Raw genomic sequence first — 14,073 nt, 5'->3', positions numbered from 1 at the left:
CTGATACCCGATGATAGTACGTATCGTATTTATGTCGTTTTATGGATTACTACAAACTGTTTATTGCCCTGAAAAATACGCGACGTATTGTCAGGCCCCATGGATAAATGGATCGCGTTGGTCAGGGCCAACATGAAAGACCGCAAGGTCACGCAGGATAAACTGGCCGAACGCCTGGGCATGTCCCAGGGCGGTGTCGGGCATTGGCTGAACAAGCGCCGGGTGCCAAGCCTGGCGGACATGAACCGGGTGCTGGAAGCGCTGGGGCTGGGCTCCCTGGAAGTCGCGCTGGATATTCGTCGCAAGGCCGATGCGCTGCCGGTTGGGCCACAACACTACAACCCGTACTTCCGCTACCCGGTCAGCGATTGGAAAGGCGTGTGCGAACTTCGCGAAGAGCGCCCGGCCTACGGCGCGGCGCGCTTCGAACTGACGGACTACCATGCCCAGGGCGAGGCTTACTGGCTGCCCGTGGTCGGCGACGCAATGACCGCGCCCAGTGGCCTGAGCATCGGTGCCGGGATGATGATCCTGGTGGACCCGGCCATCGACGCCGAACCCGGCAAGCTGGTGGTCGCGCAGTGGGCGTACAGCCCGCAGGCGACCTTCCGCCAGTTGCGCGAAGAGAGCGGCCAGCTGTACCTGGTACCGCTCAATCCGACTTACCCCAAGCGCCTGTTCAGCGACGATTGCCGCATCCTCGGCGTCGTCGTGCAGGCCACGGCGAAGTTCTAGTCCGCGGGTTCAAGCTCGACCAGCGCGCAACCTTCGGCAACCATTTCGCCTTCCTGGCAGAACAGTGCCTTGACCACGCCGGCCTGGGGCGCGCGGATGCTGTGTTCCATCTTCATCGCTTCCAGCACCACCAACTGCGTGCCGGCTTCGACGGTCTGGCCGATGTCCACCAGCACCCGCACGATGCTGCCGTTCATCGGCGCGGTGAGGCCGCCTTGGTGGGATTGGTTGGCTTCGACCGCCGCAATCGGATCGAACAGGCTGACGGCATGCATGTCGCCGTCCCAGCGCAGGAACAGCGTGCCTGCGCTACGCACGGCCAGATGGGCACGGCGCACGCCCTGGTGGTCGATCAGCAGCTGTTCGCCTTGCAGTCGCGGCGTGTGTTGCGCCAGCGTCACCAGGCGATCCTGGCCGTTGCAGCTCAAGTGCAGCGAGACTTCGGCGGGCAGCCCTGCGCGAAAGCCGCGGGTGTCTGCCCACGGCCCGTCGCCGGCCGGCAGGCTCTGCATGAAGGCCGAACCCGCGGCCTGCCAGAATTCGTCGCTCAATGCTCCGGGCAGCGGCAGCAGTTCGTCCTGATAGCGCGGAATAAAGCCGGTATCCAGCTCGGCGGCGGCAAACGCCGGATGGGCGATGATGCGTCGCACGAAGCCCAGGTTGGTCTTGAGTCCGCCGACGGCGAACTCGTCGAGCATGCTCAACAGCCGCAGCCGCGCTTGTTCGCGGTCCTCGCCCCAGGCAATCAGCTTGCCGAGCATCGGGTCGTAGAAGGGCGAAACGCTGTCGCCTTGCTCGACGCCGCTGTCCACGCGGCGGCCCGGGCCGGGTGCGGATTCGCGGTACAGCGTCAAGTGGCCGGTCGCGGGGAGGAAATCATTGGCCGGGTCTTCGGCATACAAGCGCACCTCGATCGCATGGCCGATCAACGGCACCTGCGCCTGGGTGATCGGCAGCGCTTCGCCCTGAGCCACGCGAATCTGCCAGGCCACCAGGTCGAGGCCGGTAATCGCCTCGGTCACCGGGTGTTCCACTTGCAGCCGCGTGTTCATCTCCATAAAGAAAAACTCGCCACGGGCATCCAGCAAAAATTCCACCGTGCCCGCGCCCACATAACCGATGGCCTGGGCCGCACGCACCGCGGCTTCACCCATCGCCCGGCGCTGGTCGGCGCTCAAGCCGGGCGCCGGGGCTTCCTCGACGACTTTTTGGTGGCGCCGCTGGATCGAACAATCGCGCTCGTTGAGGTACAGGCAGTGCCCCTGCTGATCGGCAAATACCTGGATCTCCACATGGCGTGGCTTGAGCAAGTACTTCTCCACCAGCATCTGCGCGTTGCCGAAGGACGACAGCGCCTCACGCTGGGCGGAAGCCAGGGCTTCGGCCAGTTGACTGACGTCCTCGACCACTTTCATGCCCTTGCCGCCGCCACCGGCCGTGGCCTTGAGCAGCACCGGGTAGCCGATGCGCGCGCAGGCGGCGCGGAAGGTGTCCAGGTCCTGAGCTTCGCCGTGGTAGCCCGGCACCAGCGGCACGCCGGCGGTTTCCATCAGTGACTTGGCGGCGGATTTGCTGCCCATGGCGTCGATTGCCGAGGCGGGCGGGCCGAGGAAGATCAACCCGGCCGCCTCGACGGCGCGGGCAAAACCGGCGTTTTCGGAAAGGAAGCCGTAGCCCGGATGAATCGCCTGGGCGCCGCTGGCCTGGGCGGCGGCGATCAGTTTGTCGATTTGCAGGTAACTGTCGGTCGCTTTGCTGCCGCCCAGGTCGACGCGGATATCGGCTTCGCGGCTATGGCGCGCATCGCGATCGGTGGCGCTGTGGACCGCCACGGTGGTCAACCCCATCGCCTTGGCGGTACGCATCACGCGGCAGGCAATTTCGCCACGGTTGGCCACCAGTATGGTAGTCAGTGTGCTCATGAGCGTGGCTCCTGCGACTGCCAGCTGGGCGGGCGTTTTTGCAGGAATGCGCGTAAACCTTCCTGGCCTTCGGCGCTGACGCGGATCCGGGCGATGGCATTTTCGCAATAGCGCCGCAGCGCCGGGGTGAGGGCGCCGTTACCGACTTCGCGCAGCAGATCCTTGCTTGCACGCATCGCTGCCGGGCTGTTTTGCAGGAGGTTGGCAATCCAGTGGTCGACCTGTTGATCCAGGGTTTCGGCCGGATAGCTTTCCGCCAGCAGGCCGATGTCGCGCGCGCGTTCGCCGCCAAAGCGTTCGGCCGTGAGCGCATAACGACGCGCCGCGCGTTCCCCGATGGCTTGCACCACAAACGGGCTGATCACCGCAGGCGCCAAACCGATGCGTACTTCCGACAGGCAGAACTGCGCGTCATCGGCCCCGATCGCCATGTCGCAGCAACTGATCAGGCCCAGCGCGCCACCGTAGGCCGCGCCTTGCACCACCGCCAGCGTCGGGATTTTCAGCTTGGCCAGGTTGTACATCAGCTCCGCCAGTTCGCGGGCGTCGTCGAGGTTGGTGGCGTAATCCAGTTCGGCCGACTGTTGCATCCAGGCCAGGTCGGCGCCGGCGCTGAAGTGTTTGCCGCGCCCGCGCAGGACCAGAAAGCGCAGCGACGCATTGCCCTGCACCTGGTCGAGGGCGATGATCAGTTCGCGGATCATCTCGGCGTTGAAGGCGTTGTGCTTGGCTTCGCGACTGAGCCACAGCGTGGCGAAACCACGGCTGTCGGTGATCAGTTCGAGGGTGTTGAAATCGTTCATGGGGTACAGCTCCATTTACATGCGGAACACGCCGAAGCGGCTCGGCTCGATGGGGGCGTTCAGTGCGGCGGACAGGGCCAGGGCCAGCACGTCGCGGGTCTGCAACGGGTCGATGACGCCGTCATCCCACAGGCGTGCGCTGGAGTAATACGGGTGGCCCTGGGTTTCGTACTGGTCGAGGATCGGCTGTTTGATCGCCGCTTCCTCTTGCGCGCTGAAGCCGTTGCCGGCGCGTTCGGCCTGCTCGCGCTTGACCTGCACCAGCACGCCGGCCGCCTGTTCGGCGCCCATCACGCCGATGCGCGCGTTGGGCCACATCCACAGAAAGCGCGGGTCGTAGGCGCGGCCGCACATGCCGTAGTTACCGGCGCCAAAACTGCCGCCGATGATCACGGTGAATTTCGGCACCTTGGCGCAGGCCACCGCTGTGACCAGCTTGGCGCCGTGCTTGGCGATACCGCCGGCCTCGTACTTCTGGCCGACCATAAAACCGGTGATGTTTTGCAGGAACAGCAACGGAATCCCGCGCTGACACGCAAGCTCGATAAAGTGCGCGCCTTTTTGCGCGGCTTCGGCGAACAGAATCCCGTTGTTGGCCAGGATCGCTATCGGGTAGCCGTGCAAGTGTGCAAAGCCGCAGACCAGGGTGGTGCCGAACAGCGCCTTGAACTCATCGAACACCGAGCCGTCCACCAGTCGCGCAATCACTTCGCGCACATCGAACGGCTGCTTGGCATCGGCCGGGATCACGCCGTACAACTCTTCGCCGCTGTACAGCGGCGCCACCGGCGTGCGTTGCAGCAACTGGCCTTGTTTGCGCCAGTTGAGGTTGGCCACGCTGCGCCGGGCCAGGGCCAGGGCGTGTTCATCGCTGTCGGCATAGTGGTCGGCCACGCCGGAGATCTTGCAGTGTACGTCGGCACCGCCGAGGTCTTCGGCGCTGACCACTTCACCGGTGGCGGCCTTCACCAGCGGCGGGCCGGCGAGGAAGATGGTGGCTTGCTGGCGCACCATGATTGCTTCGTCCGCCATCGCCGGCACATAGGCGCCGCCGGCGGTACACGAGCCCATCACCACCGCAATCTGCGGGATGCCCTGGGCGCTCATGTTGGCCTGGTTGAAGAAGATCCGCCCGAAGTGCTCGCGGTCGGGGAAGACCTCATCCTGGCGCGGCAGGTTGGCGCCGCCGGAATCCACCAGGTAGATGCATGGCAGGCGGTTCTGTTCGGCGATGGTCTGCGCGCGCAGGTGTTTCTTGACCGTCAGCGGGTAGTAGGAGCCGCCTTTCACCGTGGCGTCGTTGGCGACGATCATGCATTCGACGCCTTCCACGCGGCCGATCCCGACAATCACCCCGGCGGCGGGCACGTCTTCGCCATACACCTGATGGGCGGCCAGTTGGCTGAGTTCCAGGAACGGCGAGCCCGGGTCGAGCAAGCGGTTGATCCGCTCGCGTGGCAGCAGTTTGCCGCGCGAGGTGTGGCGCTCCTGGGCCTTGGCGCCGCCGCCTTGCTGCACCTGGGCGAGCAGGGTGTGCAGGGCGTCGACCTGTTGGCGCATCGCCGCGCTGTTGGCGGCGAACTCCGCCGAGCGCGGGTTGAGCAGGGTGTGCAAGGTGGCCATGGCGCGCTCCTTCAGCGGGTTTCGTTGAAGAGTTCGCGACCGATCAACATGCGCCGGATCTCACTGGTGCCGGCGCCGATTTCGTACAGCTTGGCGTCGCGCAGCAGGCGTCCGGCGGGGAATTCATTGATGTAGCCATTGCCGCCCAGGATCTGGATCGCGTCGAGGGCCATTTGCGTGGCGCGTTCGGCGCTGTAGAGGATCACCCCGGCCGCGTCCTTGCGCGTGGTTTCGCCGCGCTCGCAGGCCTGGGCCACCGCGTACAGGTAGGCGCGGCTGGCGTTGAGCTGGGTGTACATGTCGGCGACCTTGCCCTGGATCAGCTGGAATTCGCCGATGCTCTGGCCGAACTGCTTGCGGTCGTGGATGTACGGCACGATCAGGTCCATGCAGGCTTGCATGATCCCGGTCGGGCCACCGGACAGTACGACGCGTTCGTAGTCCAGGCCGCTCATCAGCACTTTGACGCCGCCGTTGAGCACGCCGAGGATGTTGTCCTCCGGCACTTCCACGTCATCGAAGAACAGCTCGCAGGTGTTGGAGCCGCGCATGCCGAGCTTGTCGAACTTGTTACTGCGGTTGAAGCCTTTCCAGTCGCGCTCGACGATGAACGCCGTGATGCCGTGGGCGCCTTTCTCCAGGTCGGTCTTGGCGTAGATCACGTAGGTGCTGGCGTCGGGGCCGTTGGTGATCCAGGTCTTGCTGCCGTTGAGCACGTAGTGGTCGCCGCGCTTGTCGGCGCGCAGTTTCATCGAGACCACGTCGGAGCCGGCATTCGGCTCGCTCATGGCCAGGGCGCCGACGTGTTCGCCGCTGATCAGCTTCGGCAGGTACTTGAGTTTCTGTTCATGGCTGCCGTTGCGGTTGATCTGGTTCACGCAGAGGTTGGAGTGGGCGCCGTAGGACAACGCCACCGATGCCGAACCACGGCTGATCTCTTCCATGGCCACCACATGGGCCAGGTAGCCCAGGCCGGCACCGCCGTATTCTTCGGCCACGGTAATGCCCAGCAGGCCCATGTCACCGAACTTGCGCCACAGGTCGGCGGGGAACAGGTTGTCGATGTCGATTTGTGCCGCGCGCGGAGAAATCTCCTTGGCCACGAAGGACTGCACTTGGTCGCGCAGCATGTCGATGGTTTCGCCGAGGGCGAAGTTCAGGGAGGGGTAACTCATGGACAGGCACCTTTATTGAGCTTTGTTGTTGTGGGGTGACGGCACCGGGGGAGGGGATGCTCACCTTTACGTTAACGTAAGCTTGCGTTGCGGCGCTGTCAATCGTAGTTTACGTTTACGTCAACCTACAAAAAAGACAACAGGGGTCGTTATGGATCAACCGAATCAGAGCTACAGCCGTGGCTCTCAGGACAAGACCTTGTTGGCCATGACGATCGGTCAGGCCTTCGATCACACGGTTGCGCAGTCTCCCGATGGGGAAGCCTTGGTGGTGCGTCACCAGCAACGCCGCTACACCTGGCGGCAACTGGCTGAGACCGTTGACCTGCACGCCCGCGCGCTGCTGGCGTTGGGCCTGCAGCGCGGCGATCGCCTGGGCATCTGGGCGCCGAACTGCGCCGAGTGGTGCATCAGCCAGCTGGCCAGCGCCAAGCTCGGGGTGATCCTGGTCAATATCAATCCGGCCTATCGCAGCACTGAGCTGGAATACGTGCTCAAGCAATCCGGCTGCCAATGGCTGGTGTGTGCCGGTTCGTTCAAGACCTCCGATTACCACGCGATGTTGCAGGAACTGCTGCCCGAGCTGGCGGAGCAACCTGTCGGCCGCTTGAACTGCGAAAAACTGGCGGACCTGCGCGGCGTGATCAGCCTTGCGCCGCGCCCGCCCACGGGCTTTTTGCCCTGGTCGCAACTGGCGGCCCTTGGTGCGGGCATCCCGCCTGAGCGATTGACCGCGCGCCAAGCCAGCCTGCACTTCGACCAGGCCGTCAATATCCAGTACACCTCCGGCACCACCGGCTTCCCCAAGGGCGCCACCCTCAGTCATCTCAATATCCTCAACAATGGCTACATGGTCGGCGAAAGCCTGGGCTTGACCGCGCAGGACCGCCTGGTGATCCCCGTGCCGCTGTATCACTGTTTCGGCATGGTGATGGGCAACCTGGGCTGTATCACCCACGGCACCACCATGATTTACCCGAACGACGGCTTCGACCCGCTGCTGACCCTGGCCGCCGTCGCCGAAGAACGCGCCACCACCCTGTACGGCGTGCCGACCATGTTTATCGCCATGCTCGACCATCCGCAACGCGGCGAGTTCGACCTGTCCAGCCTGCGCACCGGGATCATGGCCGGTGCCACCTGTCCGATCGAAGTGATGCGTCGGGTCATCGGCGAAATGCACATGAGCGAAGTGCAGATTGCCTATGGCATGACCGAAACCAGCCCGGTGTCCCTGCAGACCGGCCCCGATGACGATCTGGAGCGCCGCGTCACCACGGTCGGCCGCACCCAGCCGCAATTGGAAAGCAAGATCGTCGACCTCGCCGGTCACACCGTCGCGCGTGGCGAGATCGGTGAGCTGTGTACCCGTGGCTACAGCGTGATGCTCGGTTACTGGAACAACCCCGACGGCACCCGCGCCGCAATCGACGACGCCGGCTGGATGCATACCGGTGACCTGGCGACCATGGACGAGCACGGCTACGTGTGCATCGTCGGGCGCAACAAGGACATGATCATTCGCGGTGGCGAGAACGTGTACCCGCGCGAGCTGGAAGAGTTTTTCTTCACGCACCCGGCGGTGGCCGATGTGCAGGTCATTGGTATTCCGGATGAGCGTTATGGCGAAGAGATTGTTGCCTGGGTCAAGTTTCACCCCGGGCATGTGGCCAGCGCGCTGGAGTTGCACGCGTGGTGCAAGGGGCGTATCGCGCACTTCAAGACGCCCAAGCATTTCAAGTTCGTGGATGAATTCCCGATGACGGTCACCGGCAAGATCCAGAAATTCCGCATGCGCGAGATCTCGATCGAAGAGCTGCGAACGCAGTCTTAGTCGTTTCGCTGAAAACTTGTGGGGGAGGGAGCAAGCCCCTCCCACAGTTTAAATTGCGTAATCCCAGACAGCACAAAGGGGACCCGAAGGTCCCCTTTAATTTGTTGTTACGTGCTCTTTTTTTATTATTGAGGGGCGGTCTATTGTTGTTTTTGGCAACCGTTACCCTTTACCGCTGTTTTTGGCGACCCCATCCAGGGTCAAGAGCAAACGTATTTTTTTGAGCGCTGATCTGCTTCTTCGTACACGATCCAACCAGTGGGTAGCTACCTGAGGTAGTTTTATTTTTCTCTATCCGGTTGCGGGTTTCGGCATGCCGTACCCTGCGAAGCACATCTTCTCCAAAAAAATCTGTTAGCTGCGTCTCTGCCGTGTTGTTTTTGTTATGTCAGAGTCGTTTCGTCTTATTTTTATTAGGTTTGGCGCTTTTTATTCTTGTTATGCCATAGAGATAGCAGAAGCCGTGCCAACTTTTAAAAATCGTTTAAAATCAATTAGTTGAGTTTTTTGTGGGAAATGCCCTACGGTAAACACGGGAAAATATGTTCCCGTGTTACTCGTCCGGCCGGCCTGCGGTAACACATTGTCACGGCTAAGTTACTCAACTGGCGTTACGCGCCCTGGCAACGCGCGAGCCGCTGGGCCGGCCGAGTACGTCGCTGATCTGCCGGCCCGCGAGAATCAAGCGCTCCAGGTCGATGCCGGTCTCGATCCCGAGGCCGTTGAGCAGGTACACCACATCTTCGGTGGCGACGTTACCGCTGGCGCCCTTGGCGTATGGGCAACCGCCGAGGCCGGCGATAGAGCTGTCGAACACGTTGATCCCTTCCAGCAGGCTGGCGTAGACGTTGGCGACGGCCTGCCCATAGGTGTCATGGAAGTGCCCCGCCAACTTGTCCCGTGGCACGTGCGCGCCCACCACCTCGAACAGCCGGCGCGTAGCCCCCGCCGTGCCGGTACCGATGGTGTCGCCCAGGGACACTTCATAGCAGCCCATGGCAAACAGCTCGCGGGCCACCGCCGCCACTTGTTCCGGGGCGACCGCGCCTTCGTAAGGGCAACCCAGCACGCAGGACACATAGCCGCGCACACTGACACCCTGCTGTTTGGCGGCCGCCATGATCGGCACGAATCGCTCCAGGCTTTCGCTGATCGAGCAGTTGATGTTGCGCTGCGAAAACGCCTCGGACGCCGCAGCAAATACCGCGACCTCCTTGACCCCGGCGGCCAGCGCATCTTCAAAGCCGCGCAGGTTTGGCGCCAGCGCGCCGTAGGTCACGCCGGGCTTGCGCTGGATCTGCGCAAAGACTTCGGCGGAACCGGCCATCTGCGGCACCCATTTGGGCGAAACAAAACTGCCGACTTCGATGTAGCTCAGGCCCGCAGCGCTGAGGGCATCCACCAACTGCACCTTGTCGGCCACGCTGATGGGTTGGGCTTCATTCTGCAAACCGTCGCGCGGGCCGACTTCGACCAGGCGCACGTGGGAGGGGAGGGACATGGCAACTACCTTATGATCAATGGCCAGCCTGGCCTTGGATGGTTTCGGCCAGGGCCTGGGTGCAGCGCTCTTCGGCGGTGTCCAGTTCCAGCTTCATTTGTTCGATGTCCAGTAACTGCTGCTCCAACTGTTCGCGACGCTCGGCGATTTTCACCAGCATGCTGTTGAGTTGGACATGGTTGCCGCTGGTGGGGTCGTAGAGTTCGATCAGTTCACGGCATTCGGCCAGGGAAAAACCGATGCGCTTGCCGCGCAGGATCAGCTTGAGGCTGACCTTGTCCCGCGCCGAGTAGATGCGTTCCTGGCCCCGGCGTTCCGGGGCCAGCAGGCCTTGTTCCTCATAGAAGCGAATGGCGCGGGTGGTGATGTCGAGCTCGCGGGCGAGGTCGGAAATGCTGTAGGTCGTGCTCATGAAGGCGCTCAAGAAAGTCTTGGCGCTAAGCTAATGTCAGGTTGACGTAAACGTCAAGGTCGATCGTCAATCCCTGTAGGAGCGAGCTTGCTCGCGAAAAACGTCAACGCTAACGCGGTAGCCCTGATACCCAAAGGCGCCCTCGGGTTTTTCGCGAGCAAGCTCGCTCCTACACGGCGACAGGTTCAGGCTTGCAGCTTGTCGAGTTTCTTCTCGTGCGCCGTGACCTGCTGGCACAACTCGATCATTTGCTCGCGCATCCAGCGGTTGGCCGGGTCCTGGTCGGTGCTCTCGTGCCAGTACAGGTGGGTTTCCACCGGCGGCACGTCGTTGACCGGCAGGTTGAACCAGTGCAGTTCATGGCGGCGGGCGAAGCGCTCGGGCACGGTCATCACCATGTCGGTCTGTTGCAACACTTGCGAGGCCATCAGGTAGTGCTGGGAGCGCAGGGCGATCTTGCGCTGGATGCCCATCTTGCCCAGGGCCAGGTCGACATGGCCCAGGCCGTTGCGGCGGCTGGAGATATGGATATGGGTCAGCGACAGGTAATCGTCCAGGGTGAACTTGTCCTTGCCCGCCATCGGATGGCCCTTGCGCATGGCGCACACGTAGCGGTCTTCCATCAGCTTGACGTGGCGCACCTGCGGGTCGGTGTTGAGCGGTGCGTCGACGGCAAAATCCAGGCGCCCGGCGGCCAGCTCCTTGGTGGTCTCGCGGCGTTTGGACAGGAAACTCTCGATCACCACCGTTGGCGCCAGGCGACGCAAGCGCTGGAACAGCAGTGGCAGGATCACCGCTTCGGTCAAGTCGGTCATGCTGATGCGGTAGGTCTTGGCCGCCTGTTGCGGGTTGAAAATCCGGCTTTCCTGCACCGACACGCGCAGCAATGACAGCGCGTTGCGCACCGGGCCGATGATGTTCTGCGCCATCGGCGTGGGCACCATGCCTTGGGCGGTCCGCACGAACAGCGGGTCGTTGAAGGTCTCGCGCAGGCGTGCCAGAGCGTTGGACACCGCCGGTTGGGTGATGCCGACAATCTGCCCGGCACGGGTCAGGTTGGCTTCGGTGTAGATCGCGTCAAAGACGATAAACAGGTTGAGGTCGACCTTGCTCAGATTCATTTCGTTGCGCTCTTATTGTTAGGTGGCCATGCCCCGATCATATATCGGTGATGAATGTTAATACACGCCGAGAATAGGCTAGGTAAATTATCAACGCTGTTCTAGCATCGATTGCATGACCTAAACAACCTCTCAAAGAAGGGAGCTGCTCATGGATTTCGCCTATTCGCCCAAGGTTCAGGAACTGCGTGAACGCGTCACTGCGTTCATGGACGCTTACGTTTACCCGGCCGAACCGGTGTTCGAACGCCAGGTCAGCGAAGGCGACCGCTGGCAGCCCACCGCGATCATGGAGGAGCTCAAAGCCAAGGCGAAAGCCGAAGGACTGTGGAACCTGTTCCTGCCCGAATCCGAACTGGGCGCTGGCCTGACCAACCTTGAATACGCGCCGCTGGCGGAAATCATGGGCCGTTCGCTGCTGGGCCCGGAGCCGTTCAATTGCTCCGCCCCGGACACCGGCAACATGGAGGTGCTGGTGCGCTACGCCAACGCCGAACAGAAACAGCGCTGGCTCGAACCGCTGTTGCGCGGCGAGATCCGTTCGGCTTTCGCCATGACCGAGCCCGACGTGGCCTCCTCGGACGCGACCAACATGGCCGCCCGCGCCGAGCGCCAGGGCGATGAGTGGGTGATCAACGGCAAAAAATGGTGGACCTCCGGCGCCTGCGACCCGCGCTGCAAGATCCTGATCTTCATGGGCCTGAGCAATCCCGATGCGCCGCGCCACCAGCAGCACTCGATGATCCTGGTGCCGGTGGACGCCCCCGGCGTGAAAATCGTGCGCCCGCTGCCGGTGTTCGGTTACGACGATGCGCCCCACGGCCACGCCGAAGTGCTGTTCGACAACGTGCGCGTGCCGTATGAAAACGTCCTGCTGGGTGAAGGCCGCGGCTTTGAAATTGCCCAGGGGCGTCTTGGCCCGGGCCGCATTCACCACTGCATGCGCTCCATCGGCATGGCCGAGCGCGCGCTGGAACTGATGTGCAAACGCGCCATCAGCCGCACCGCGTTCGGCAAACCGTTGGCGCGCCTGGGCGGTAATATCGACAAGATCGCCGACTCGCGCATGGAAATCGACATGGCACGCCTGCTGACCCTGAAAGCCGCCTACATGATGGACACCGTGGGTAACAAAGTGGCGAAAAGCGAAATCGCCCAGATCAAGGTGGTGGCGCCGAACGTGGCGTTGAAGGTGATCGACCGGGCGATCCAGATCCATGGCGGCGCTGGCGTCTCCAACGACTTCCCGTTGGCCTACATGTACGCCATGCAACGCACCCTGCGCCTGGCCGACGGCCCGGACGAAGTCCACCGTGCGGCGATCGGCAAGTTCGAGATCGGCAAGTATGTGCCTAAAGAGTTGATGCGCGGCGGGCAGTAACACCGCGTCGCCTGCCATCGCGGGCAAGCCCCCTCCCACAGTTGACCGAGTTGTGCATGAGAACGCGGTCTAGTGTGGGAGGGGGCTTGCCCGCGACGAGGCCCGTGCGAACAACACAAAACACAAACCTCAGTACACCCAAACCTCCACCCGCCGATTCTTGATCCGACCCTCATCCGCGGTATTCGCCGCCACCGGCATCTGTGCGCCAAACCCGCGGATATCGCGGAGCACTACGCCGCTCTTGACCAATTCCCGACGCACCGCCATCGCCCGCAGTTTGGACAACAGCGCCGCGCGTTGCGGGTCATTCTTGATATCGCCAAACCCTACCAGCGTCACCTGCTTGTCGAGCTTGCCGTGGCCTTTTATATACGCCACCACGCGCTGCACATCCTGGCGCGCCTTGTTGTCCAGGCTCGCGCTGCCTTCTTCGAAGCGGAAATTCACCGTCAGGCGCTGGGCCTCGCGGGCAATTGCCTGATAGTCCTCGGGCATGGACGGGCGCGGTTCCACGCTTATCGCCTGGACCCGCTGCGCGATAAACCCGTTGGCCGCCACGATCGCCTGGCCCTTGCTGCTCTGGGTGAAGTCCACCAGCGCCTTGGCCCACGGATTGTGCGAGGTCGGCGGCAGGTAAAAGAACAGGCGGCGCGACAGCGGGTAGTCCTCGGTGGCAATCAGGCTGTTCAGCGGCAGCATCGGTTGCGAGTCACCGTCGACGATCGCCACCGCTTTGGCCTGGCGCACATAGGGCAGGCCGATGAAACCGATGCCTTGTGGGTCCTGGCTCACCGCGTCCGACAGTTGCTCGCTGGCCTCGAACCGCTTGGCCGACGCGGCGAGGGGCTTGCCGCGACGGCTCAGGACCAGGTCCTTGAAGGTGTCATAGGTGCCCGACCGATCATCCCGCGCATATAAATGAATCGCCCCGCCGATGCCGCCGAGTGCTTCCCAGGTGCTGATTTCACCGTTGAAAATTTGCGCCAGTTGCTCGGTGTTCAGCGTATTCAGCGGGTTGCGCGGGTTGAGGATGATGGCCAGGCCGTCGATGGCGATCACCTGTTCGGCCTCGGGGCTTTTCAGGTCGCCCAGGGGTTCGAGGTCCACCAGTTCGCTGTCTTTGATCGGGCGGGAGGCGGCGGCGAGGTCGGCGCTGGCTTTGTGCAGGGCGGCAAAACCGGTGCTGGAGCCATGGGCGTCGACCTCGATGGTTAGCGTCTTGCCCTGGCGGGTCTTGCCGATCACGCGCTGTTCATTGGCGCCTTCGGCGGGTTCAGCGTGGACCCCTTGCAGGCCCTGCTGCTCCATCAACCCTTTGACCAGCGCCGGGCCAAGCGCCGCGCCGATCGTGTTGGAGCCCTGGATGCGCAAGGCGGGGCCCTGATCGGGGATGGGCAGCGGCGCGCTAACGGCACTCAGGGGAAAAAGGGTCAGCAGTAACAGAACGCGCAGGATCATGCCGGCACCGTCTCAAGGCAAAGGGAGTGCCGCGAGATTAAGTCAGTTGGGTTTCAGTAATATGACTGTCACTCAACCGTAAAAATGTGAGAGCGGGCTTGCTCC

Annotated in this window: 11 protein-coding genes; 3 read left to right on the top strand and 8 right to left on the bottom strand. The window is 62.8% G+C overall.

Annotated features, from left to right (window positions below; all coding sequences use genetic code 11):
* The first annotated feature begins 99 nt into the window (after positions 1-99).
* Positions 100-735, top strand: a complete 636-nt coding sequence (locus tag MOQ67_RS20185; RefSeq protein WP_046485399.1) for a LexA family protein — start codon at positions 100-102, stop codon at positions 733-735.
* On the opposite strand, the gene MOQ67_RS20180 is transcribed toward MOQ67_RS20185, so the two are convergent.
* The 4 genes from MOQ67_RS20180 to MOQ67_RS20165 are packed head-to-tail and all read right to left on the bottom strand — an operon-like array spanning position 732 to position 6,258.
* A complete protein-coding gene (locus MOQ67_RS20180; RefSeq protein WP_198718208.1) occupies positions 732-2,657 on the bottom strand; it encodes an acetyl/propionyl/methylcrotonyl-CoA carboxylase subunit alpha in 1,926 nt (641 codons plus the stop codon). The genes MOQ67_RS20185 and MOQ67_RS20180 overlap by 4 nt on opposite strands.
* Positions 2,654-3,460 carry a gamma-carboxygeranoyl-CoA hydratase gene (locus tag MOQ67_RS20175; protein ID WP_017848114.1) on the bottom strand — a complete coding sequence of 269 codons (807 nt, stop codon included), beginning with the start codon at positions 3,458-3,460 and terminating at the stop codon, positions 2,654-2,656. Before MOQ67_RS20175 ends, MOQ67_RS20180 begins: the two co-directional genes overlap by 4 nt.
* 15 nt (positions 3,461-3,475) lie before the next feature.
* Positions 3,476-5,083: a carboxyl transferase domain-containing protein gene (locus tag MOQ67_RS20170; RefSeq protein WP_057004449.1), complete on the bottom strand. Its 1,608-nt coding sequence runs from the start codon at positions 5,081-5,083 to the stop codon at positions 3,476-3,478.
* An 11-nt stretch (positions 5,084-5,094) separates the two neighbouring features.
* A complete protein-coding gene (locus MOQ67_RS20165) occupies positions 5,095-6,258 on the bottom strand; it encodes an isovaleryl-CoA dehydrogenase (protein ID WP_177031672.1) in 1,164 nt (387 codons plus the stop codon).
* A gap of 151 nt (positions 6,259-6,409) precedes the next feature.
* Here MOQ67_RS20165 and MOQ67_RS20160 point away from each other — a divergent pair, with 151 nt between their 5' ends.
* Entirely contained in the window at positions 6,410-8,092 is a 1,683-nt protein-coding gene (locus MOQ67_RS20160; RefSeq protein WP_198718209.1) for an AMP-binding protein, read from the top strand.
* Between the two features lie 601 nt (positions 8,093-8,693).
* Here MOQ67_RS20160 and MOQ67_RS20155 read toward each other — a convergent pair.
* From MOQ67_RS20155 to MOQ67_RS20145, 3 genes are all read right to left on the bottom strand, one after another.
* On the bottom strand, positions 8,694-9,593 hold the full coding sequence (locus MOQ67_RS20155; protein ID WP_046382872.1) for a hydroxymethylglutaryl-CoA lyase: 900 nt from the start codon (positions 9,591-9,593) through the stop codon (positions 8,694-8,696).
* A 16-nt stretch (positions 9,594-9,609) separates the two neighbouring features.
* Positions 9,610-10,005: a MerR family transcriptional regulator gene (locus tag MOQ67_RS20150; RefSeq protein ID WP_017848109.1), complete on the bottom strand. Its 396-nt coding sequence runs from the start codon at positions 10,003-10,005 to the stop codon at positions 9,610-9,612.
* 185 nt (positions 10,006-10,190) lie between these two features.
* Positions 10,191-11,126 (bottom strand): LysR family transcriptional regulator, encoded by a 936-nt coding sequence (locus MOQ67_RS20145; protein ID WP_017848108.1) that lies wholly within the window; start codon positions 11,124-11,126, stop codon positions 10,191-10,193.
* 151 nt (positions 11,127-11,277) lie between these two features.
* Here MOQ67_RS20145 and MOQ67_RS20140 point away from each other — a divergent pair, with 151 nt between their 5' ends.
* A complete protein-coding gene (locus tag MOQ67_RS20140) occupies positions 11,278-12,507 on the top strand; it encodes an acyl-CoA dehydrogenase (protein WP_017848107.1) in 1,230 nt (409 codons plus the stop codon).
* A 129-nt stretch (positions 12,508-12,636) separates the two neighbouring features.
* Here MOQ67_RS20140 and MOQ67_RS20135 read toward each other — a convergent pair whose 3' ends face one another.
* On the bottom strand, positions 12,637-13,968 hold the full coding sequence (locus MOQ67_RS20135) for a substrate-binding domain-containing protein (protein ID WP_046484977.1): 1,332 nt from the start codon (positions 13,966-13,968) through the stop codon (positions 12,637-12,639).
* Positions 13,969-14,073: the final 105 nt, after the last annotated feature.

It is taken from the genome of Pseudomonas sp. LY-1, from assembly GCF_053502595.1.
The sequence above is the reverse complement of the archived record's forward strand: the minus strand, read 5'-3'. Positions and strand labels throughout refer to the sequence as shown.